The following is a 22,687-nucleotide window of genomic DNA, read 5'->3' on the forward strand; positions in this document are numbered from 1 at the left end:
GATCCTGCGGCAGCTACTTCTCGACTTCCACTCCCCGCCAGAAAGCGACGTGATTCTTGATCTTGCGCGCCGCCGGCTTTGGGTCCGGATAGTACCACGCGGCGTCAGGATTCTCCTGACCGTCGCTGAAGAGAGAGTAGTAGCGCGCCTGTCCCTTCCAGGGGCAAGTCGAGGTGGTAGAACTGGGACGGAAAAACTCCCGCTTCAAAGACGACTCCGGGAAGTACACATTTCCTTCAACCGTTTCGTAGCTTTCACTTTCGGCAATGACGATGCCGTTCCATACTGCCTTGGCCATGTTCTTAATAACGTCCAATCCTGTTTTTTGGTTCCCGAAAACCGGAGCCAGAGAGGTAGAAATCACATTGTTGGATGCGCCTTTGAGCCGGATCGCAAAACTTCCGATCCGGCTCAAAGGCTGAATACTCGATTGGCCTTAGTCGGCGAGAACCGAAACGCCGGTTACATGCACGCTCTTGGTTGCCGCATCGGAGGTTACGGAGAGGGCGACATGCTTGCCGTAGGCGTCCTTGACCGCATCTGGATTGTCGATCGCCCAGACCTGCTTCTTGGCTTCATCCACGAAGACCGGCTTGCTGCCGCCTTCGATGCACTTCTTGGCGCAAGCCGCACCGGTTCCAGCATGCTTGGCGCCGCACATTGAATCCGAAATCCAGCCGTTGACTTTGGTTGAGTCGGCGGCAAACGCTGTAACTGAAACAAAGGACAGGAGCGAAAGCGAAATTGCTGCGATACGTTTCATGTATTTTCTCCGCTGCAAAAACCTGTGTTGGGATTTACGTGCGATACAGATCAATCAAGAGAATGCGCCAAACCCGGCCGGTTTGGCAAGCTATTGATACATCGGGTAGTGGGTCGGTTTGAACTCAGCCAGTTTGCAATTTGCCGCTGGACATGCGATCAATGTGACCCCGTAGGCCATTCAGGCGCAGAGCCAGCCCCACCATGCAGATCGCTGTAAATCCGAAATAAGAGCCAAGCCAGTCGAAGGTCTGCGCCGATGGACTCGGATCGAGTTTGATCCAGCGAAGGACGAAACCAAGAAACACTAAAGCAAAACCAACAGAGACCACTCCCGCAGCGCCAAGAAGCCCTTCATCTATGAGATGCCCCCGCAATGTTCGTGCGGTTGCGAATTCATAAAGGCCGATGCTCATTGCCATTATGACGATCACGAGCGCGATTGTTCGAAAGGTGATCGGCTTCGTTGCTCCAAGAGTGACCAGAATCCCGAGTGAGATACAGGCAAGGCCGTTCAGCACCAGAAACCAGTAATTATCTTTTCTTAAACCCCAAACGCTCGCTGCAATCGTGCAACAACCTGCTGCCAGAGCGAGCAGACCCAACAGAATCGCAGCTCTGTTGTGGATCAATGCATGCAGATTCGGGGATACATCCGGCCTCCCCATAAGAACGATCAGGACGGCAAATAGTGCATCAAGAACGCCACACAATGCCAGCAGCCACCAGCTCTTGACCAAGGATTGAGTCATAGCGAGCCTCCTAATCACGGCACAGCCCTTCCTGCGAAAGAACCGTGTCGGGATCATAGCACCGGAGCCTCATTTCACGTCGGCAGCCACAACGATGCTCCAGCAGAATGCCATGTTCCGGCTAAGGTCCGTTGTGAACGCTTCAAAACGGACCCACTACCATACGTCGCGTCAAAAACCGCTTAGCTTGCCTTGCGCGCCTCCAGCCGTGCTGCAACGTTCTTTCGCGCCAATTCATAACGCGCCGCTGCCGGCTGGGAAATCTCGATCAGTTGCAGGGTCTTCGAGAAGTAAGTAGGCAATTTCTCGTGAATTGCCGGCAGAATGTGCGCCAGTTTGGCCAGAATGAAAAATGGCTCCGGATTGCAATCCACAAACAAATCCGCGGAAAGCGACCCGTGCAACACCAGAGAAGCAGCCATCTCCCAGTACGTCACTACCTGCCGCAAATAGCAGCTCTTTTGCGATCCAAAGTCATTCAGAACGACAAAAAACTCCTCAGCCGTAGTCGGCCAGAACTCGCCCGTGATCCAAGCCCGCGCCTGACGCATCACTGCTTCGGTCCGCAGTTCATAGAGTTTGAGTATCAGTTCGCCATCGGCGCTGGTTGCCAATCCCTGCTGCATGTGTTGCCTCCGCAGACCATCCTAATCGATGGCGGAGACCCGGACCGTACAACACCGTACAGCAAAGACCTGAATCCGTAACAGGTAGCAGATTCAGGCCCCATACGATTTCACGAAACCGGCTGCAACTCGCGGCTTTCGCCCTTCTTTGCCATCAAGCCACCTGCGCTCTCAGCGACAGGCCCATGCGTCTCGGCAGTCGGCGGCGGAGGCGCATCCCCAATCCGCTTTGTATACTCGCAGTCGATTGCCACCGGCGCTGCAACGGCCTTCGCAGCCGCAGCTTTGGTGGACTTTTTCGCCGCAGCGCCCTTCTTGGCCGCGACGGTTTTTTTCGGAGCTGCTTCCTCCGCCGCAGACTTCAGACTGTTCGGGCAGATGAGGTAGACCCCGGACTTGAGAGTCTTCTCCAGCAGGTATGGGCTCTTGCACTTGGGGCATTTCTTGGCGACAGGCTTGTAGTTCGAAGTAAAGTCGCACTTCGGATAGTTCGTGCAACCCCAGAACATATTTCCCCGGCGCGCCTTGCGTTCCGCCAGGTCGCCCTCGCCGCACTTAGGGCACTTCATGCCTTCGATCAGGTTCTGCTTCACGTACTTGCACTTCGGGTAGCCTGAGCAGGATACAAACTCCCCATACGCCCCATTACGCAGCACCAGTTCTTTGCCGCACAGCGGACACTCCTCGCCCGTCGGCTGCGGCGCATTCAACTTCTGCTGCTGCTTCTGGCTCAGCTTGCGAATCGTCTTGCACGGCGGATCTTCGTTAAAGCCCGGGCACGACATGAACGGCCCGAACAGCCCGCGCCGCAGCACCATCACCCGCCCGCAGTTGTCGCAGTACTCTTCGTTCTGCTCCGCCTCCTGCGCCTCCGGAGTATTCATGTCCGGCTTGCCGGCAAGATTCTCCTTGGTAAAGGTGCAGCTGTTCTTGTCCTTCTTGTTGTAAGCGCTGCACGCAAAGAAGGTGCCGAACTTGCCCCACTTCAACACCAGCGGCGAACCGCACAGTTCGCACTTCTCATCCGTGGTGATTTCCATCGCCTTGATGGACTCCATCTCCTTCTCGGCGACCTTCAACTCCTCTTCAAAGTGGCCATAGAACCCCTTCAAAAGGTCGGTCCACTTCTCCTTGCCCTCTTCAATGTCGTCCAACTCCAGTTCCAGCTTGGCCGTGTACGCCGTGTCAAAAATGTAAGGAAAATTCTTGACCAGCAGATCGCAAACCACCACGCCGATTTCGGTTGGATAGAACGGCCCGCGCGTCCCGCCCGGCTTGACCACGTATTCGCGGTCCTGAATCGTGTTGATAATCGAAGCATAGGTCGAAGGCCGCCCGACGCCGCGCTCTTCCAACACCTTCACCAGCGAGGCCTCGTTATAACGCGGAGGAGGCTGCGTAAAGCTCTGCTTGGTGTTCAGCTTCTCGTTTTCGAGCCGCGACACGCCATCCAGATTGGGCAGTCTCTGCGACGAACCCTCATCGTCGTCCTTCTTGTCCTCGGCAACTTCCGCGACTTCGTAAAGCTTCAAAAATCCATCAAACCGCAACACAGAGCCGCTGGCCCGAAAATCGTACGTCTTGGAGTTCTTCACCGAAGCCGCGGCAATTTTCGCCGTGGTCACGTCATAAACCGCCGCCGTCATCTGCGAGGCCACAAACCGCCGCCAGATCAGCGTATACAGCTTCAATTGCTCATCGCTCAGGTAGCGCGCAATCGATTCCGGCGTCCGGTTCACATCCGTCGGCCGGATCGCCTCATGCGCATCCTGCGCATCTTTCTTTCCTTTGTAGGCAATCGGTGCTGCAGGCAAATACTTCGGCCCAAGCGTGGTCTTGATCCAACCCCGCGCAGCCTCAATCGACTCCGGCGAGCAGCGCGGCGAGTCGGTACGCATGTAGGTGATCAAACCCACCGTCCCCTCAGCGCCCACTTCCACGCCTTCATACAGCCGCTGCGCCACACCCATCGTGCGCCGAACATTGAAACCCAGCTTGGTCGAAGCATCGCGCTGCAACTGGCTCGTAATGAACGGCGACAACGGCCTGCGCTGCTGCTCCTTCGACTGCACCGACGCCAGAGTCCAGCGCGCCTTGTCGAGAGCGGCAACCACCGCATTCATCGACTTTTCGTCCGGCAGCGCGCTCCCGATAAACTGCGCCTTGCCGTCCTTGTCCACGCCATTCGCAACCCGCGCCGGCTCCCCGTCCACGCCCACGAACCGAGCCGTGAACGTCTTGCCTTTCTCGCCCTGCGGATGAACTTCCGCATCCAGCGTCCAGTACTCGACCGGCTTGAACGCGCCAATCTCCCGCTCGCGCTCCACAATCAGCCGCACGGCCACCGTCTGCACCCGGCCAGCCGAGAGTCCGCGCCGTACCTTGTCCCAGAGCAGCGGAGAAACCTGGTAGCCCACCAGCCGATCCAGCACACGACGAGTCTGCTGCGCATCCACCAGGTCCTGATCGATAGCCCGGGCATGCTGGAAGGCGTCCTGCACCGCCTTTTTCGTAATTTCGTTAAAGGTGACGCGACGGATCTTCTTGCGCTGCGCGGCGTTGACGCCAAGCTGGATCGCCAGATGGTACGCAATCGCCTCCCCTTCGCGATCCGGGTCAGGCGCCAGAAAGATGTGATCAGCCTTGAGCGCAGCCTTCTTCAGCTGATCAACCAGCTTCTCCTTGCCCGGAGAGACGATCAGCGTCGGCTCGAAGGTGCGCTTTTTCAGTTCCACGCCAATATCGTTCTTAGGCAGGTCCATGATGTGACCGATGGACGCCTGCACTTCATATTCCTTGCCAAGATACTTCCCGATCGTCTTCGCCTTGGCGGGAGACTCGACGATCACCAGTGATTTGCTCATGTATTTCCCTTTACCAGGCACTAATACGGCGCCCGAACTTGCCTTGTTCAAACTCAGATCCAGCCTCAGAGTCCAATCCCTGAATTCAACCCATTGACGATTTGGACTGCTGCGCGGGTCAAACTGTTGCACCGGTTTCCCGGCAAAATAAAACCGATGTCCGGCCCCGAGGACCGAACTCAGAAAAAATGCCCTACAGAATCAGGACGCTAACACGGAATGCCCCTGTTTTGCTAATCCTGCCCTAATCGGCCTCTGGAAATGTCCGGATTGATCTCAGAAACTCCGGACATAATTCTTGCCCGGCATCGAGCGAATCCGCCCTGCCAACTCCAGCTCGAATAAGGCCGTAAAAACCTCAGAGGACGTGAGTTGCGTCTCGCACAGTTCGAGAATCTCATCGATCTGAAGCGCGGCATCCTGGCGAAGCACCTCCAGCACAATGGCTTCGTTGGCCCCGATTGCCGGGTCAGGCAGAAGAGATGCACCCGCCGCCGCTTTCGATTCAGATCCGGATTCAACCGCCCATCCTGACTCCAGCTCCAGGCGAACCTGCGACGACAATACCTCCCACACGTCCTCCCAGGTCGCCGTAAGCTGCGCGCCCTGCTTGATCAGCGTATTGGGAGTCCACGAATTCTTGCTCGTAACATTCCCCGGCACGGCAAAAACATCCCGCCCCTGATCCGCCGCGCAACGCGCCGTCACCCGCGTCCCCGAGTGCTCGCTCGCCTCCACCACCAGCACGCCAATGCTAAGCCCGGAGATGATTCGGTTGCGCCGGGGAAAATTCTGCGGCGCGGGAAATGTCCCCAGCGGCAACTCCGAGACAATGGCCCCGCCCATCGCCAGAATATCCTCGGCAAGCCGCTTGTTTTCTTTGGGATAGATCACATCCGCGCCCGTCCCCCAGACCGCTACCGTAGGCTTGCCCGCCGCCAGAGTTCCCTTGTGCGCAGCCGTGTCGATCCCCCGCGCCATGCCGCTCACAATCAGCATCCCGCGCGCAGAAAGATCCCTTGCCAGCATCTCCGCAATCCCCGTCCCATAAGGCGTCGGATGCCGCGTTCCCACAACCGCAATCGATGGCCGCGCCAGCAGACCGGCATTCCCGCGCACCCAGAGCACTGGCGGAGGATCGTAAATCTCCTTCAGCCGCTCCGGATACTGAGGGCATGCCAGAGTCACCAGCTCAACTCCCTGCTCCCGCGCACGGTTCCATTCCTGCTCGGCTCCCGCGCGGGCCTTGCCGTCAAATACATACTGCGCCGAGATAGCCGGAAATTTGAGCGCCTCAATCGCCGTCAGCGGCATCCCAAAAATCTGGCTCGGCGCCTCCAACTGCCGCATCGCATCCAAAATACGGCGAGGTCCAAGCCCTGGCGCGAGCGCAAGAGCAAGCAGGGCAAGGCGATCTTCATCAAGGGCAGCACCCGATACGGGCACATTCGGCGCAGTCGTCATGATCTGTTTTCTTCGAGCGGATCTAACTATGTCTGCAAAGGCGCTCACAGGAGCGAGCGCTTTTCAGAATTCCTAATTTCAGGGTGAACTTCGCAAACACTATCCGCCGCGCCCCGGAATGTCAATAGCTCCCGGTGGAAAACCGGGCGCAATCCCCCTAACTCTTCTTCGTCTTCGAAGGTTTCAGCTCCTTCCGGCTCGACTCCTCCATCTCCACACCGAACCGCTTCGCCGCAGCCTTGATTCGCTTCCACGCAGCATCGCGCTCTTCTTCCGAAACTCCTTCCACCTGGTTAAAACGCGCAATGGCATTCCGCACATGCGCAGCATTTTCAAGCGGCTCTTTTTTCTCCTTCGGAAAGGCATATTCCTTCGCCGGAATCTCCTTGCGCTCTTTAGTGTCTAGTTTGCTCATGACGACCCTCCGAATCCGATGTTCACGTCCCGTCGAGTTATGGAGAGTGCAAAACAAGACTCCTCCTCCAATTACAGCGTCAAAAACTCCGCACGGCAGTGCCCTGGTAATCCGAATTGATACTCTGAATAGGTGAATAAGTTTTCCGTAGAACGCTCCGGTCCGGCCGCCGAAGCATCAAAATTACGCATCGCTGCAATCCGTTTCCTCAATCCAGCCCCGCTCATGTGGGATTTCGAGCACGAGCCGCACAAAAGCGAACTCGCCGCCAGCTACCAGCTTGAACTGATGCTCCCCTCAGCCTGCGCCGAGCGCCTCGCCCTATCTATCGACCATCCCCAGGCAGCCGACATCGGCCTCGTCCCCGTCGCGGCGCTGGCCACCACGCCCGGCCTTCGGATCATCCCCGGCTGCGTGATCGCGTCAAAGCGCAAAGTCCGCTCGATTCTTCTCGTCCGCCGCGCCAGCCAGCCGCTCGCGGAAATCAGAACCATCGCCGCAGACACCTCCTCGCGAGCATCCATCGCCTACACGCAAATCCTCTTTCGCCGCTGGTGGAACCCCGAAACCGTCTTCCTTCCCCACCGCCCCGACCTCGACCCGATGCTCGAAGCCGCCGACGCCGCCCTGCTCATCGGCGACCCCGCATTATTCGCCCTGGAAGAGCGGCAAAACCGCGAAGAACGAGACGGCGAAGAACTCGTCTACCACGACATCGCCGAAGAGTGGATCAAATTGACGGGCAAACCCTGGGTAGCCGCCGTCTGGGCTATCCGCCAAGCCTCGCTCGAAGCCAGCGGTCGCACATTGGAAGAAATCTCCGCCGACTTCACCGCCTCTCGCGACCGCGGCCTCGCCAACATCGAAACCCTGGTAGAAGAGTGGAGCTCAAAGCTGCCAATCCCATCCAACACAATCCGCACCTATCTAACCAGCAATATTTACTACTATCTGGACACAGAGTGTCAGGCGGGCCTCAGTCGCTTCTACGAACTCGCAGCAGAAACAGGCGTCCTGCCACAATTCAGCTTCTAATTCTTCCCCGCGATTGCGCGTCAACGGATAGTCGGATTTATACCTGTCCAAAAATCCGGACAATTAATGTCGTATATTAATACAAGACCGATTTGGTCGGATATTAGATTTTGAGGATCTTTATGCGTCTAGAAGTGGCACCCAGGCCATTCTTTCTTAACAGATTTGCCCTGCGTGTGAGTGTTACGGCCGCTGCTCTTCTGGTTCTTATTTTGCTGATCTGGCAGGGAATCACTGCTGCCGGAAATCCTGATCCGACAAACTATCCGTCCGGTTCGCTTGCTGGGGTCCTCGACATCGCGGTTCTTGTCTTCCGTGAAGGGCTCGAATGCATTCTCATCCTTACTGCAATCACCGCCAGCATGACGAAGTCGGGTGAACCGCATGGGTATCCGGTGGCCGCAGGCGTAGCGGTGGGAATGCTTGCCACCTTGGCAACCTGGTTCATCGCGGTTGGCGTCGTCACAGATCTGACAAAAAGCATCAACGCACTCTACATCCAGGCAGGCACAGGTTTGCTTGCAATCATCGTGCTGCTCGTCGTCATGAACTGGTTCTTTCACAAGATCTACTGGACAGGCTGGATCACCCATCACAACCAGAGGAAGCGCAATCTGTTGGAGAATGTCCAGAAGGGAACCGCATCGCAGAGGCAGGTGCTTCTCGGAATGGCCGCGCTCGGCTTCACATCGTTCTATCGCGAAGGAGTTGAAGTCGTCCTGTTTCTGCAAAGCTACCGTTTGAAGCTCGGCGGCGAGACTGTGCTCTACGGCGTATCGGTCGGACTTCTCTTTACCGGAATCGTGTCGGCTCTAACCTTCCTCGCGCATCGCAAGCTACCTTATCGACGAATGCTGGTGTTGACGGGCGTCATGCTGGGCGCAGTTCTGCTGGTGATGGTGGGCGAACAAGCGCAGGAGATGCAATTAGCGCACTGGCTGCCGACCACAACCATTCCATACCTGGCAGACAAAATCCCTGCATGGACAAGTCTGTGGTTTTCAATCTTCCCCACTGTGGAGACGCTGGCCGCACAGGCTGTCGCCGCTGTGCTTGTGCTCGGCTCCTATCTCGTTGCACGCAAATAGTCGAAATCAGATCGCGATGGGCGGCGTCTCGCGAGGATCCCTGGAAAAACACGTTGACATATAACGCGTGGCGTTATATGTTAAACACATAATGATTCAGAGCTTTAGAGACGATGATACGAGGGAACTTTTTGAATCTCGCACCAATCGGCGATGGGCGACAATCAGAACGGTAGCGTGCCGAAAGCTCGATCAGCTCCATGCAGCAATCAACCTTGAGGATTTGCGCATTCCGCCGAACAACAGGCTGGAGGCTCTGAAGAAAGATCGTCTTGGACAGTTCAGCATCCGAATCAACGATCAATACCGTATATGCTTCCTCTGGAATGAAGATGGGGCGCACGAAGTCGAAATCACTGACTATCACTGAAGAGAGGGAAAGTATGACCATCACCAGGCCAGCAAGCGGATGGAACTTCAGCAAACCAACAACTCACCCAGGCGAAATGCTGAGCAAGGAGTTCCTGAAGCCTCTCGGAATTACCCAGAATGCGCTTGCGGTGAAGATCAATGTTCCTGCAACCCGTATCGGTGAAATCATTCACGGGAAACGATCTGTCACGCCGGACACAGCTCTTCGCCTGGCTCGCTTTTTTGGAAACAGCCCGGAATTCTGGCTAAGTCTTCAGCAGAGTTACGATCTCTCTAAAGCCAAGCTTGAACTGCGCAAGAAAATCGAGGCCGAGGTACAGACCTACGTAGCCTGAAACGAGTCGCGTGAGTCTCAAATCAGTAACAACTGAGGGTGCCCGACATCTCGATTTTGAGATGTCGGATCTAACTCGTGCGTAGCCCGAACCCTACCGCTAAATTTCCCAGCGCAGCAACGCCGCGCCGACGGTAAATCCAGCCCCAGCCGCAGCCAGCAGCACGAGATCACCCTTCTTCAGCTTGCCCTCTTCGACAGCCGTCCCCATCGCAAGCGGAATCGTCCCAGCAGAAGTATTGCCGTACTTCTCAATATTGATAATCACCCGCGAAGGGTCCATGCCCAGTCGGTCTGCTGTCGCCGTAATAATCCGCTTGTTCGCCTGATGGGGAATGAAACAACCCAGATCCTTGCCTTCGACGCCATTGCGCTCCAGCACGCGCGTGGTCGCATCCGCCATCTTGCGCACGGCAAATTTGTAGACCGTCTGCCCATCCTGATGAATGAAGTGCATCCCGCTGGCTACCGTCTCCGCAGATGCCGGATGAAGGCTACCGCCGCCCGCCAGATTCAGCGCCGGACCACCAGACCCATCAATCTCATGCACAAAGTCGATCAGCCCGACTTCGCCTTCTTCCGCGGGCTCGATCAGCACCGCGCCCGCGCCATCGCCAAAGAGAATGCAGGTTGTCCGGTCCTTGTAATTCACGATCGTCGAGTTCGCATCCGCGCCGATCACCATTACCTTCTTGTGCGCGCCGCTCTCCACCAGCTTCGCGCCCGCCTGCAAGGCAAACACAAACCCCGAGCAGCCGGCAGAGACATCGAATCCCCACGCACCCTTCGCGCCGATCTTGTCCTGCACGAGGCAGGCCGTCGAGGGAAACATCATGTCCGGCGTAACCGTGCCAACAATGATCGCTTCCACATCCGTCGCCGGAATCCCGCGAGCCGCGAGGCAGCGCCGCGCCGCCTCGGCCGCCATATCGCTAGTTCCCTGTCCCTTGTCCAGAATGTGGCGCTCTTTAATACCCGTGCGCTCGGTAATCCACTGGTCGTTGGTCTCGACCATCTTTTCGAGATCGGCATTGGTCAGAATTTTTGGGGGAACGTAAGTGCCGAGTGCGCTGATTTTGACTCGTGTGCAATGCGGGCCGCGGAAGACCTGACTCGAATCTGGGGTCAAACTAAACTCTCCTTCAGGCCGTCCCTCCGCCCCGATAACCGGAAGCGAGGCGAATCCGGGCGTGCCTGATTTCGGTGCACCAAAGGTACCGGTGTCAGAAAAGCGACACCAAAAAAGTACCGGGTGACCTACTGCGCCCACACTGGCCCGTTACCGTTGCTTCCTTCCGGACCTGGCGGGGTTGGCGGGGTTGTGTCGCGTAGGACCCGGCACTAACTGATGATACCATCCGGCGGCGGCCTTCGAAGACTCCGGCCTCGCCCATCGGCCCGGAACATGAACCGCGATTCCCCCTCCGAATTTCCTGAATCTCCCCGATGCAACTACCCACCGGAACCATTACAATCGCTGCGCTCGAAAATTCGCCAAGGATAATCACATGAAGCAATTTGGATGGATTCTCATACTGCTCATGGCGGCAACGTCCGCATGGTCCGCCGGCAGCAAAAAGATCAGCGTTCAGGAACTCAAAGACCTGCTCACCAGCCTGCAGGCTGCCAAAAAGAGCGACGAAGACGTGGCCCTACAGCTCAAACAGGTCGAGCTGACCGAAGAGCTGACCTTCAGCACCATGAACAGCCTCTCGGACCAGCTTCCCGGCCCACTCTCCACCGAGCAGATGTATGTGCTTGAGGCACGCAGCTCCGTCCTGCCGCCGCCAGCCTCCGATCTGCCTACCGCGCCCGCGCCCGATGCCGCCGCGCAGCAGGCAATGCTCGCCAAAGCCGCGGACTTCGCCACCAAGACCTATCCGCAACTGCCGCATCTCACAGCAACCAAGCTGACCGGCCGCTTTCAGGACGGAGTCGAGGCCATCCACACCACCTCCGGAATGCACAGCCACGTGGACGACAACTCCGACCCGCTCTGGGAGCAAACCCGCCTCTACGTCCGCCTGTTAGGCACGCATACCGACACCATCGAGAGCGAGAACGGCGTCGAAAAGATCCCCGCTGCCAAGGAAAAAGCACAATGGGGACCGAACGGCCAGGTAGCCTCGGTAGGACCGGCGCTGACGCTGAACACCGTCGTCCAGGAAGCCTCAGCCAACGGCAGTCCTAAGTTCCTTCGCTGGGAGAAGATCAACGATAAGCAGGTCGCCGTCTACTCCTTCGCCATCGACAAGAAGAAGACACACTTCGGCGTGAACTATTGCTGCTTCCCCGACACGGATACCGCAGGCGTACTGAATTTCTCCAAGAACGGCGGTCAAACCGCAGGCGGCGGATCATCCGCCAAAGGCAACCTTCAAACCGTCAGCGACTGGAAGAACTTCAAAGCCAACGTGGGCTATCACGGCGAGATATTCATCGATCCGGATTCCGGGATCGTCGTGCGCACCATCACGGAGGCAGACTTCAAACCGACAGACTTCGTCCACTCCGAAAAAATCCGCACCGATTACACGTCCATGCCAGTCGGAGACAAGAGCCTCGTCGTCCCGGTACGCACCTTCGCCATTGCAGAAGTCGTCCCCAACGGCGACTCCTTCGCAGCCCACTACTCCGTCCGCCACCAGATGGTTACTCAGGACTACAAGGACTATCAGTTAGCCGGCGCAACGACGGCGCAGAAGTAACTCGGAGATCTGACCGGTTCATAACTCTCCATGAGCCGGTCAGGCGCCGAAAAGGATAGTTTCATCCATAACTCTGAGAGAAACCAGGAACGATACGAAGATTTAGCAAAGACACAATTCAGCAACAGCTACAAATATTTTTCCCGAACCAGTACAATCGCTCATCTCTAAATTTCAGAAGGATACCCTCTTGAATCGTTTTCGGTGGATTCTAGTGTTGCTGGCGATGGCAGCGCCAGCCTGGTCTGCAAGCAATAAGAAGATCAGCGTGCAGGATCTGAACGACCTCCTCACCAGCCTTCAGGACGCCAAGAAGAGCGACGAGGACGTAGCTGCGCAGCTCAAGCAGGTCGAACTCACCGAAGAGCTGACCAGCACCACTATGAACACCTTCACCGACAGAATCCCCGGCCCGCTTTCCACCGAACAGCTCTATGTCCTCGAGGCTCGCAGCGCAGCCCTGCCTCCACCGGCCTCCGATCTGCCCGCCGCGCCTGCGCCCGATGCCGCCGCGCAACAGGCGATGCTCGCCAAAGCCGCCGAATTCGCCACTAAAACCTACCCGCAACTTCCGCATCTCACAGCGACGAAGCTGACAGGCCGCTTTCAGGACGGCGTAGAAGCCATTCACACCTACACCGGGGCCAACCACAATCTTTCCCAGAGTGACGACCCCCTTTGGGAGCAAACCCGCCTCTATGTCCGCCTGCTGGGAACGCATACCGAGACAATCGAGAGCGAAAACGGCATCGAGAAGATCCCCGCCACCAAGGAGAAACCCCAATGGGGACCGAACGGCCAGGTAGCCTCCCTCGGACCGGCCCTGACGCTGAACACCGTCGTCCAGGAAGCCATGGCCAACGGCAGTCCTAAGTTTCTTCGCTGGGAGAAGGTCAACGGCAACCAGACCGCCGTCTTTTCCTTCGCCATCGACAAGAAAAAGACCCACTTCGCCGTCAACTATTGCTGCTTCCCCAACACCGATACCGCCGGCCTAATCAACTACGGGTCTGGCGCCGGCTCCAGCCCGTCTACAGGCGGAGGCGCCACCGGCAGCAACTTCCAATCCGTAAGCGACTGGAAGCCCTTCAAAGCAAACGTGGGCTATCACGGCGAAATCTTCCTCGACCCGGATTCAGGAACCGTTGTCCGCACGATCACCATGGCGAGCTTCAAACCATCCGATTTCGTCCACTCCGAAACCATCCGCACCGACTTCGCACCAAGGCCCGTCGGCGACAAAACCCTGATCGTCCCGGTGAGGAGCTTTACGATCTCCGAAGTCGTCCCCAACGGCGACTCTTTCGCCGCCCACTACTCCGTCCGCCACCAGATGGTCACCCAGGATTACAAAGACTATCAATTAGCTGGAGCAACGGCGCAGAAGTAATTCGCGAAGAAAATACCTCATAGTGGCGGCCAAATAGTTTGGGCCGCTACCATGAGCAGTCAGGCGCGAAACTATCGTCGAAATCAATACCCCGGTACAATGAAAGAGTGAGCAAACTTTCCACTCCCACGGAGGCGAAACTCGCCCCAACCGTGGGCTTTATTTCGTTGGGCTGTCCCAAAAATCTTGTCGACTCCGAAGTGATGATGGGGCTGCTGGACCGCGCCGGCGCGCGCTTGACAAGCCATCCCGAAGACGCCGAGATTCTGGTCGTAAACACCTGTTCCTTCATCGATTCCGCCAAGCAGGAGTCCGTCAACACCATCCTCGAAATGGTGCAGCACAAGACCGCCGGAACCGCGAAGCGCCTCATTGTCGCCGGATGCCTAGTCGAGCGCTACCGCAACGAAATCCAGAAAAACATCCCGGAAGTCGACGCGGTCGTCGGCACCGGCGAATTGGAAGCGATTCTCGCCGCCGCTGGCCTGAACCCAATTCCCGCTCCAGCCAGCACATCGCCCTTCAACATCCTGAGCGCCAGCGAACTAGTCGAACGAGCCCCCAGCGCCGTCCACAAGCATTCAAGGCCCGAAGGCGACCTGCGCGAAGAACAAGGCCGCTTCAGCCGCGAACACTGGGACGGAGCCATCGCCAGCCTGCCCAACTACCTCTACTCCGACGAGACGCCGCGCATCCTCACCACCCCGCGCTCGTCGGCCTACATCAAGATCGCCGAGGGCTGCGACCACCCCTGCGGCTTCTGCATCATCCCGCAGCTCCGCGGCAAGTTCCGTTCGCGTCGCATGTCGTCGGTCATCGCAGAAGCCGAAAACCTCGTCAAGCAGGGCGTCCGGGAAATCACCCTCATCGGCCAGGACACCACCTGCTACGGCGAAGACCTTGGACTGAAAGACGGTCTCGCCACGCTTCTCGAAGCCTTAGCCCAAATCGAAGGCCTCAAGTGGTTGCGCTTCCTATACGCCTATCCCAACAAGGTCACGACGAAGCTGCTCGAAACCATCGCCCGCCACGACAACATCGCCAAATACCTCGACGTACCGCTGCAACACGCCAGCCCGGCCGTCCTCAAGCGCATGAAGCGCGGCGGCAGCGGCGAAATCTTCCTCAAAATGATCGAGAAAGCCCGCCGCATCGTTCCCGATCTCGTCCTGCGCACCACGTTCATCGTCGGCTTCCCCGGCGAAACCGACGAAGACTTCCAGCAACTCGAAGACTTCGTCCGCGAAGCCAAAATCGACTGGCTCGGCGCATTCCCGTACTCCGACGAAGAAGGCTCACCCGCCTTTGAACTCGACGCCAAAGTTCCCAAGCGCACCATCGAGTCCCGCCGCAAGCGCCTCATGAAGCTCCAGCAGAAGATCAGCGCCGAACGCCAGCAACAGTGGATCGGCCGCGAATTCGACCTGCTCGTAGAAGGAGTCAGCGACGAAACCGAACTCCTCTGGCAAGGCCGCACCATGCTCCACGCCCCGGAGATCGATGGCAAAGTCCTCATCAACGACTTCGGTCTTCACGAGACGCTGGTCCCGGGCACCTTCTACCGCTGCGAAATCACCGAATCCCACCACTACGATGTAGTAGCCCGCATCGTCGAATAGGGCATCCAGTTCCACCGCCAATGGCGTGCCACAATTGTTCCACGTAGAACGATCCCCAGCGAACGGCGCGCCTTTGGCGAGGAATGTTGGAAGAGGCTAGTTTCAATCGTTTGCAGTTGCGTAATTTATAGGGCAAATGTGCCTTGTTACAGCGAACGGGGAATGTAACGGAACATGCTGCATGGCATACCCCTTATCAAGGGTTGGATTTGCAGCGCGGGCGATTGAGAGGCTTCGAGAGCGTATCGATGGCAATGAATCATGATTCGCCAGTTACGATCCGCCGTGTAATATATTAGTTTCGCCCTCACTCGACTGAACCGGCCACTCGTGCAAGTGACACCAAGGAGTTGAATAGTTGCTGGATCGCTTGATGGACTTGTGGCCATTCCCGCCTGGTGTCTTTGTGACGATTCTTGGCACGGAAGCCCTTATTATCACACTTATACCAGCCGATCGGATGAGAGGGAGGCTTGCGAGGCTCATCGCGGTTGTATTGTGCTTCGGCCTCGCATTCGGCGAGATCTATGCGGTAAGACGCGACAGGGCCGACGCAAGCAATCAACATGCTATCGAGATGGCCACGCTCTATGCAAAGTTTCTAGAGTTAAATAAGAACGTCATTGCCCTGCAGAACAATACCGCGGCAACGAATGCGACCCGGTCGCTTCCGGCTGACAATCTCAAACGGCAAGCCGTCGATCTTTCCAACGAGATCCTGTCATTCCTAATAAGCCGTGAAGCACCTCCTGGATATGGGCAAGGTGGCTATGGCGAAGGCCCTTACGGCGGAAAACCAGCTGACACAAAGGACTACGACGCCCAGACGATGCGCTCATACTTTGACGCCTTCCAGATTCGCGTAGACCGGATGCACGATGAGTTGAAGAAGCAGGGCCTCACGGACTCCGAGTTCGACACTGAATACTCTAATACCGTAAACACCTATTCGATTCGAACGATCGCAGAGCGCATAGGGGCATTGGCAAAGAAATTGCCGAACTAGCCTACAAGGAAATTATGACGAACGACTACAGCTCCTTGAGAAACTCATCATGCCACCTCTTAGCAGTCACAATTTACTGTTCCAGGGCCGCTGCAGCCACCGGTCTGTCCTGCTGCATGGCCATCTGAACCGCCTTGGTATTCACCTGCTGCTGGTTCGACAGGAGCCCTCGTGTTACTCCTGTCGAACAGCAGCAGGCGTCGAATTAGAGACATCTCGCCACTATCAGGAGGCGGACTGTGTCGGAAACTTCTTAAACATCTTCTGCACGTCTGTATCGAGTTTCTTTGTGGTTTTTTCCGGGTTACCCATAAGATCGCTAACCGAGGTTCCCTTCCAGATCAAATTTCTGGATTGGGTGTCCAGGATGCTTACAACCAGGGTGCCAACCTTATAGCTATCGACGGAGGAAGTCGAATCTCCCATTCCGCCACCAAAGCGTCCTCCCATGCCGGCATACATCGTGTCGTACTGCTGCTCAACTTGCACCTTCTCCACAGCCACGAGCGCAACATCTCCACCGGTGGGCACCTGGACCCACCCTTTAGCCGACAATTGCTTATCGATAGCTTCCTTCACGCGTGCATCCCAAATCGAGTTGCTGGTGTGAACTTCTGCCCACGAATACGTTTTGATTCTGGTGAAGTTCGTGGAATGGTTGTAATCGACCGTCACGTGATCGGCATAGGCAGGAATGATCATTGCCGCGCACAGCGCAGGCACCGCCAACAGAGTCCGAATATTCATTTCTCAATCTCCTTCGCACTTGTTAATCTCTGTCCCATCCCCAAGGGCGGCACGAGACTTCCTTCGTTCGCGCTGACGAACAGCGTTGTATTCAGACTAGAAACAAACACGGAGAGACAAAACGCGAAACTGAGCAGGCAGCCGATAGCTCGTTCGGGTATGTCCGGCTTTTGGGGACAGGGAAGCCTGCCTGATTTTGCGGGCGCCCTTGCAATCAATTTCCCTTCACTCAGGCACAATGAAAGGAAATAGTTCAGCACCGGCACCCGGAATGCACCCAATCAGACACATTCAAGTGCACAAAAACGCCCCAAAAACGCACTTTTTCGCACTCAAAAATCCGCACAAAGCATTTTGTTTCTATAACTTGAACAAGATTTCGGCATACCCTACCCCCTGCCATGAATTTCGCCCCTTGTCGGCCCCAAAATATGGCGATCAACGCTTCATCTGGATATATCGCCGCGACACTGCGAGAATAGTCAGGAACAGTCGCAAATCCACGAAGTGACAAGCTGATGCCCAACGCGCCCAAAGCCTCGAAGCCCAAAATCAAATCGCTCCACTGCCCATCCTGCAAAAAGCTGGTGAAGGCCACCGACGAAGACTTCCCCTTCTGCAGCGACCGCTGCCGTCGCATCGACCTCGGCAAATGGGCCATGGGCGTCTACAAGATCAGCTCGCCGGTTCTCGATCCTGACGTGCTCGAAGACCTCGAAGGCCAAGAACGTGACCAGTAAAGCGCAAGCCAAACTCGACGCCAAAGCCAGCGCACTGGAAGCGGCCCGCGTGATGGCTGCGAAAGGCGGCTGGCCCGAAGGCGCGACCTGCTCCTTCCGGGCGGGGCGAAAGACGTTTTGGGCCTGGGCCGTTGCCACCTTCTTCGGCTCAGGCCTCGGCAAACCCGGCCCCGGCACCTGGGGCTCCGTAGCCGCCACGCTGATCTGGACCGCAACCGCCCTGTTTCTCCATCCCAGCCCGCAATCGCTGCTCGGCCTCACCCTGGCGGGAATTGCTCTTTCGATCACCCTCGGCGTGCCGGCCGCGACCATCGTCGCCCGCGAAAGCTGCCGCAAAGACCCCGGCTTCGTAGTCATCGACGAAGTAGCTGGCGTCTGGATCACCCTGCTCGGCGCCATCTACCACCCCGACTGGAAACACATCCTCCTGGCTCTTCTGCTCTTCCGGGTCTTTGATATCACCAAACCGTTTCCCGTCCGCCAGCTCGAAAAACTGCCCGAGGGATCGGGTATCGTCTTCGACGACGTGGCCGCCGGGTTGTATGCTTGGGCAGTGCTGTTGTTGCTAAACCGATGGATCTAGTTTCCTGGATGTGATCTCGATGCCCAGACTCGCGAAACAAACCCTGCTCCCTCCGATCATCGAGAACGTTTTCCCCGCGGCAGCCCTGCCCGGCGGCGACGTGGAGGTGCGCGGGAAAAATCTGGGTCCGCAGGCCATGACCATCCCGGCAGTGCGGATCGACGGCATCTCTGCGCACGTTCTGATGAGCAGCGAAAGCCGCCTCTGCTTCCGCGTACCGGAACAGGCATCGGCCGGCCTGATCGAAATTCGCAACCAGGACGGAGCCAGCAATACCTTCCCGGTTACCGTCGCACGCGAGCTCTCCGACGGCCTACACCCCGTGACCAGCCCGGTTGTAAGCCGCTCCGGAATGACCTTTGCGACCATCTCCGGACCGCGCGGCAAGCAGACGCCAGTTTCCATCGTTCGCGTCAGCCCCGACCGCGTCGGAACACCCTTTGTCAGCGGAATCCTCAACCCCACCGGCCTGGCCTTCGATCCCGAGGGCACGCTCTACGTCACCTCGCGCGCTGAGGGGACCGTGTACCGCATCGACGCGGGAGGCGAAGCCACTGTTTACGCCGAGGGCATGGGCGTCGCCACCGGAGCAGCCTTCGACGCGGACGGCAACTTATTTGTCGGCGACCGCAATGGGACGATTTTCAAGATTGCTCCAGGCAACTCCGATATTGGCCGCAAAATCTTCGTCTACGCCACACTGGAGCCTAGCGTCTCCGCCTACCATCTTGCAGTTGCCTCCGATGGAACACTCTTCGTCACCGCCCCATCGCTTTCGCCCAATGACTGCATCTGGGCCATCGACCGCGACGGCAGCACCTCCGCCTGGTTCCGCGGCCTCAGCCGCCCGCAGGGACTGGCGCTCGACCGCGACGGCAATATCTATGTCACCGCATCCCTGCGCGGCCAGCGCGGACTCATCCGCATCACTCCCGGCGGTCACGCCGAGCTCATCGTCGCCGGACACAACCTCGTCGGAGTCGCATTCTCTCCTCTCGGAACCGCGGTGCTCGCCACCAACGAAGCCGTATATGATGTCGAGTTGGGCGTGGAAGGCTTAAAGCTCTTCTGAAATAAACCCAATGCAGCGAATAGGATCGACGGAATCCAATCCCATACGGTTCAAGAGAATATAGCGATGAAATTAAACTCTCTCCTGCTCGCATCCGCGTTGCTCGCCCTTTCTGTGTCGAGCATCGCCAAGGCACAGCAAAACGCAGCCCGGCCCTCCATCACCGGCATATCTCACCTCACGCTCTTCGCTGACGACATAACAAAATCAAAAGAGTTCTACGCTTCCCTGCTTGGCTGGGACCCGATCCCGGCGAGCGGCACACAATCCGGCATTCGCTTCTACGCAAATCACGCGCAGTATGTGGAACTAGTCACTCCTGCCACACCTGGAGGGGCGAATCGCCTGGACAGCGTCGGTTTCTCAACCAGCAATGCCGAGGCGCTGCGCAAATACCTTGGAGCCAACGGCGTCGACGTGCCGAAGGCCGTCACAGTCGAGAAGAACGGCGACCGCAGCTTTCTCGTCCGCGATCCTGAAGGCAACAAAGTCTCGTTCGTGCAGGAAAGCAATCATCCTCCGCGTGCGCCGAAATCGGTCTCCGAGGAGGCGAGCAACCACATCATGCACGCCGGTTATATGGTCCGAGACCGCGCTGCGCTCGACCATTTCTACAAAGATCTTCTCGGATTTCACCTCTACTGGCAGGGCGGAAATCCCGACACGCAAATCAACTGGGTCATGATGCAGGTTCCGAACGGCACCGACTGGATCGAATACATGCTTCTACTGCCCGCGTCTCCTTCGCGCGCGCAGCTCGGCAGCGCCGATCATCTAGCGCCGGGCGTGACCAGCGTCGCCGAACTGCAGGCGCGCCTTGAAAAGCGCGGCTGGAAGCCTGCCGACAACAAGAACCCGCAAGTGCTTGGAGTCGATGGGAAGATGCAACTGGATCTGCACGATCCGGACGGAACCCGCGTTGAATTCATGGAATTCAAGCCGGTCAAGGAAGCCTGCTGCTCGGCTATTACCGGCGTCCATCCCAGTCCGACACCGGGTTGGTAGTCCGGACTGGTAGCCGAGGCTGGTAATTTCAAGGAGTGAGCGCTTCTTCCACGAGGAAGGAAAGCGCCAACCAAAGGTCGAGCATGAAATCCGAGATCATCGCTGTCGGTTCCGAGTTGCTCACTCCCTTCCGGCAGGACACAAACTCCCTGTACCTGACAGAAAAGCTCAACGAGATCGGCGTCGGCGTGGCCTTCAAGACCATCGTCGGCGACCGCAGGCGCGACTTGGTCAGCGCGGTTCGCACCGCGCTCGGCCGCGCCGATATTGTCGCCGTCATGGGCGGCCTCGGACCCACCGAAGACGACCTGAGCCGCGAAGCAGTGGCTGAGGCGCTGGGCGTCGGCATCCGCCGCGACGGCCAGCTTGTCGTCGCCCTGGCCGCGCGCTTTGCGAAACGCCGCATTCCGATGACCGACAACAACCTCAAGCAGGCCGACATTATTGAAGGCGCAACCGTGCTTCCCAACGCCAACGGCACCGCGCCCGGTCTGTGGCTGGACACCAGCTTCAACGGACATCGCAAGCTCGTCATGCTCGTTCCCGGCCCTCCGAAGGAGTGCAAGGCACTCTTCGCCGATCAGTGCATTCCTCGCCTGCGCGAGATTCTTCCCGTGCGCCACATCGCCAAGCGGGTGCTGAAGGCGACGATGATTCCAGAATCGACAGCGGACGCGCTGCTTGCGCCTATCTACTCGACTTACAAGGACGTCGACACTACGATCCTCGCCGGAAACGCCGAGATTCAGCTCCAGCTCTTCTGCGCCAAACCCTCGCTGGAGCTCGCCCAGCACCGCGTAGATGAACTCGCCAGCAAGCTCGAAGAGGCGCTGGAAGAGCACCTGTTTTCCTCAACCGGCGAAACTCTCGAACAGATCGTCGTCTACTATCTCGAACTCAAGCAGGAAACTCTCGCCGTCGCCGAAAGCTGCACGGGCGGCCTTCTTTCACAGCGCATCACCAGCATCAGCGGAAGCTCCCGCTCATTTCTGGGGGGAGCGGTGGTTTACTCGAATGAACTCAAGGCCGATTTCGCAAGTGTCCCACCGCAACTCATCGCAAACCACGGAGCGGTTAGCGCGGAGGTTGCCGAAGCCATGGCGCAAGGCATTCGGCGCCGCGTAGGCGCGAGCATGGGCGTAGGCATCACCGGCATCGCAGGCCCTGGCGGAGGCACGCCAGAAAAACCAGTAGGTCTGGTCTACGTCGCAGTCAGCTACGCCAACAAGACCGAGTCATTGGAATGCAACTTCAGCGGCGATCGCGACCGCATTCGGCTCTGGGCCAGCCAACAGGCGTTGGACATGATCCGCCGGCGGCTGATGTAAGTTATGACCCTTGAACAGTCGTGTTGATCCGCGTAGCCGTTTTGGCTACACTTATCTGAGAGGTGACCGATGCGTCACATTTCACTCCGAGAATTCCGCACGCGCGGTGCAAAGGCACTCCAGGATGTTCCTCCCGGAGAAACCGCGCTGCTCGTCGGTCAAAATGGCCCTGCCTTTTTCCTGGTTCCGGTACTTGGCGACGTCGTTCAAGAGGATCGAGACCTGCGCAGGGCCATGGCGAAGGCAAGTCTTCGAGAAGGCTGGCTAGCCGCCAGCTTGGCTGGTGACATAAGTGACGAGGAAATTGATCAGGAGATCAGCGAGGTCCGCGCCTCCCGACGCCTTCGCGACGCCGGATGAGACTCGTCGTATTGGATGCCAATGTGATTATCTCTGCTGGCATCAAGCCAGATGGAGCACCAGCGACGATCCTCATGGATTGGGTGCTGGAAGGACTCGTGCAGTTGGTCGTCAGCCCGCAAGTCGCAGCAGAGTACCGCGAGGTTGTCCAGCGTCCTAAGTTCCGCCGTTATGGCTTTCCTCCCCGTTGGTTGGAGTCTCTGATCGAGGAAAGCCTGCAACTTGCCGACACTGAGCCATTATTTCCAACTTGCCCGGACCGTGCAGATGCGCCATTTCTTGCGCTGGCCCACTCCTCTGGAGCGTGGCTGGTAACCGGCAACCTGAAACACTTCCCTGAGACGGCTAGAAATGGAGTCACCGTGCTCTCACCAGCCGATTATCTGGCTCATATATCGGGCGAGTTCCAGCCCTAAC

The 22,687-nt window shown here is 57.7% G+C and carries 24 protein-coding genes and 1 other RNA gene; 15 read left to right on the forward strand and 10 right to left on the reverse strand.

The annotated features are described in order from the left end of the window. Positions 1 to 13: 13 nt before the first annotated feature. From OHL23_RS20520 to OHL23_RS20550, 7 genes are all read right to left on the reverse strand, one after another. On the reverse strand, positions 14 to 298 hold the full coding sequence (locus OHL23_RS20520) for a DUF427 domain-containing protein (RefSeq protein WP_263353830.1): 285 nt from the start codon (positions 296 to 298) through the stop codon (positions 14 to 16). Between the two features lie 138 nt (positions 299 to 436). Next, complete coding sequence (locus OHL23_RS20525; RefSeq protein WP_263353831.1) at positions 437 to 763, reverse strand: hypothetical protein; 327 nt, start codon at positions 761 to 763, stop codon at positions 437 to 439. Between the two features lie 124 nt (positions 764 to 887). After that, positions 888 to 1,514 (reverse strand): hypothetical protein, encoded by a 627-nt coding sequence (locus tag OHL23_RS20530; protein ID WP_263353832.1) that lies wholly within the window; start codon positions 1,512 to 1,514, stop codon positions 888 to 890. 182 nt (positions 1,515 to 1,696) lie between these two features. Then, a complete protein-coding gene (locus OHL23_RS20535; RefSeq protein ID WP_263353833.1) occupies positions 1,697 to 2,140 on the reverse strand; it encodes a DUF4760 domain-containing protein in 444 nt (147 codons plus the stop codon). A 110-nt stretch (positions 2,141 to 2,250) separates the two neighbouring features. Further along, positions 2,251 to 5,004, reverse strand: a complete 2,754-nt coding sequence (topA, locus tag OHL23_RS20540) for a type I DNA topoisomerase (protein ID WP_263353834.1) — start codon at positions 5,002 to 5,004, stop codon at positions 2,251 to 2,253. A 276-nt stretch (positions 5,005 to 5,280) separates the two neighbouring features. Then, positions 5,281 to 6,468, reverse strand: a complete 1,188-nt coding sequence (gene dprA, locus OHL23_RS20545; protein ID WP_263353835.1) for a DNA-processing protein DprA — start codon at positions 6,466 to 6,468, stop codon at positions 5,281 to 5,283. 157 nt (positions 6,469 to 6,625) lie between these two features. Then, positions 6,626 to 6,883, reverse strand: coding sequence for a DUF6582 domain-containing protein (locus OHL23_RS20550; protein ID WP_263353836.1), 258 nt, complete (start codon positions 6,881 to 6,883; stop codon positions 6,626 to 6,628). 132 nt (positions 6,884 to 7,015) lie between these two features. On the opposite strand from OHL23_RS20550, the gene OHL23_RS20555 reads away from it, so the two are divergent. From OHL23_RS20555 to OHL23_RS20570, 4 genes are all read left to right on the forward strand, one after another. Continuing rightward, positions 7,016 to 7,918 carry a menaquinone biosynthetic enzyme MqnA/MqnD family protein gene (locus tag OHL23_RS20555; protein WP_263353837.1) on the forward strand — a complete coding sequence of 301 codons (903 nt, stop codon included), beginning with the start codon at positions 7,016 to 7,018 and terminating at the stop codon, positions 7,916 to 7,918. Positions 7,919 to 8,040: 122 nt separating this feature from the next. Beyond that, a complete protein-coding gene (locus tag OHL23_RS20560; RefSeq protein WP_263353838.1) occupies positions 8,041 to 9,006 on the forward strand; it encodes an FTR1 family iron permease in 966 nt (321 codons plus the stop codon). A gap of 91 nt (positions 9,007 to 9,097) precedes the next feature. Beyond that, positions 9,098 to 9,376 carry a type II toxin-antitoxin system RelE/ParE family toxin gene (locus tag OHL23_RS20565; protein WP_263353839.1) on the forward strand — a complete coding sequence of 93 codons (279 nt, stop codon included), beginning with the start codon at positions 9,098 to 9,100 and terminating at the stop codon, positions 9,374 to 9,376. 13 nt (positions 9,377 to 9,389) lie between these two features. Beyond that, positions 9,390 to 9,713: a HigA family addiction module antitoxin gene (locus OHL23_RS20570; RefSeq protein ID WP_263353840.1), complete on the forward strand. Its 324-nt coding sequence runs from the start codon at positions 9,390 to 9,392 to the stop codon at positions 9,711 to 9,713. Between the two features lie 99 nt (positions 9,714 to 9,812). Here the strand turns inward: OHL23_RS20570 and OHL23_RS20575 are convergent, their stop codons facing one another. Next, entirely contained in the window at positions 9,813 to 10,841 is a 1,029-nt protein-coding gene (locus OHL23_RS20575) for a beta-ketoacyl-ACP synthase III (protein ID WP_263353841.1), read from the reverse strand. A gap of 114 nt (positions 10,842 to 10,955) precedes the next feature. Beyond that, an RNA gene (gene ffs / locus OHL23_RS20580) (signal recognition particle sRNA small type) lies at positions 10,956 to 11,053 on the reverse strand. A 167-nt stretch (positions 11,054 to 11,220) separates the two neighbouring features. Here ffs and OHL23_RS20585 point away from each other — a divergent pair. From OHL23_RS20585 to OHL23_RS20600, 4 genes are all read left to right on the forward strand, one after another. Next, positions 11,221 to 12,420, forward strand: coding sequence for a hypothetical protein (locus tag OHL23_RS20585; protein WP_263353842.1), 1,200 nt, complete (start codon positions 11,221 to 11,223; stop codon positions 12,418 to 12,420). A 190-nt stretch (positions 12,421 to 12,610) separates the two neighbouring features. Further along, positions 12,611 to 13,810 (forward strand): hypothetical protein, encoded by a 1,200-nt coding sequence (locus OHL23_RS20590; RefSeq protein WP_263353843.1) that lies wholly within the window; start codon positions 12,611 to 12,613, stop codon positions 13,808 to 13,810. Positions 13,811 to 13,917: 107 nt separating this feature from the next. Then, positions 13,918 to 15,429, forward strand: coding sequence for a 30S ribosomal protein S12 methylthiotransferase RimO (gene rimO, locus OHL23_RS20595; RefSeq protein WP_263353844.1), 1,512 nt, complete (start codon positions 13,918 to 13,920; stop codon positions 15,427 to 15,429). Positions 15,430 to 15,787: 358 nt separating this feature from the next. After that, on the forward strand, positions 15,788 to 16,435 hold the full coding sequence (locus OHL23_RS20600) for a hypothetical protein (RefSeq protein ID WP_263353845.1): 648 nt from the start codon (positions 15,788 to 15,790) through the stop codon (positions 16,433 to 16,435). Between the two features lie 225 nt (positions 16,436 to 16,660). Here the strand turns inward: OHL23_RS20600 and OHL23_RS20605 are convergent, their stop codons facing one another. Further along, positions 16,661 to 17,182 (reverse strand): DUF4136 domain-containing protein, encoded by a 522-nt coding sequence (locus tag OHL23_RS20605; protein WP_263353846.1) that lies wholly within the window; start codon positions 17,180 to 17,182, stop codon positions 16,661 to 16,663. A 518-nt stretch (positions 17,183 to 17,700) separates the two neighbouring features. On the opposite strand from OHL23_RS20605, the gene OHL23_RS20610 reads away from it, so the two are divergent. The 7 genes from OHL23_RS20610 to OHL23_RS20640 all read left to right on the forward strand — a co-directional run bounded on the left by OHL23_RS20610 (position 17,701) and on the right by OHL23_RS20640 (position 22,686). Further along, positions 17,701 to 17,922 (forward strand): DNA gyrase inhibitor YacG, encoded by a 222-nt coding sequence (locus tag OHL23_RS20610; protein WP_263353847.1) that lies wholly within the window; start codon positions 17,701 to 17,703, stop codon positions 17,920 to 17,922. Next, positions 17,912 to 18,505: a phosphatidylglycerophosphatase A family protein gene (locus OHL23_RS20615; RefSeq protein ID WP_317891711.1), complete on the forward strand. Its 594-nt coding sequence runs from the start codon at positions 17,912 to 17,914 to the stop codon at positions 18,503 to 18,505. Before OHL23_RS20610 ends, OHL23_RS20615 begins: the two co-directional genes overlap by 11 nt. A gap of 19 nt (positions 18,506 to 18,524) precedes the next feature. After that, positions 18,525 to 19,577, forward strand: a complete 1,053-nt coding sequence (locus OHL23_RS20620; protein WP_263353848.1) for a gluconolaconase — start codon at positions 18,525 to 18,527, stop codon at positions 19,575 to 19,577. Positions 19,578 to 19,643: 66 nt separating this feature from the next. After that, entirely contained in the window at positions 19,644 to 20,582 is a 939-nt protein-coding gene (locus OHL23_RS20625) for a VOC family protein (RefSeq protein WP_263353849.1), read from the forward strand. A gap of 83 nt (positions 20,583 to 20,665) precedes the next feature. Beyond that, complete coding sequence (locus OHL23_RS20630; protein ID WP_263353850.1) at positions 20,666 to 21,910, forward strand: competence/damage-inducible protein A; 1,245 nt, start codon at positions 20,666 to 20,668, stop codon at positions 21,908 to 21,910. A 69-nt stretch (positions 21,911 to 21,979) separates the two neighbouring features. After that, complete coding sequence (locus tag OHL23_RS20635; protein ID WP_263353851.1) at positions 21,980 to 22,270, forward strand: prevent-host-death protein; 291 nt, start codon at positions 21,980 to 21,982, stop codon at positions 22,268 to 22,270. After that, the gene (locus OHL23_RS20640) at positions 22,267 to 22,686 is read left to right on the forward strand and encodes a putative toxin-antitoxin system toxin component, PIN family (RefSeq protein WP_263353852.1); all 420 of its coding nucleotides are present in this window, start codon (positions 22,267 to 22,269) and stop codon (positions 22,684 to 22,686) included. Before OHL23_RS20635 ends, OHL23_RS20640 begins: the two co-directional genes overlap by 4 nt. Position 22,687: the final 1 nt, after the last annotated feature.

Origin of the sequence: Acidicapsa acidisoli (assembly GCF_025685625.1) — a bacterium.
GTDB classification, from domain to species: Bacteria; Acidobacteriota; Terriglobia; order Terriglobales; family Acidobacteriaceae; genus Acidicapsa; species Acidicapsa acidisoli.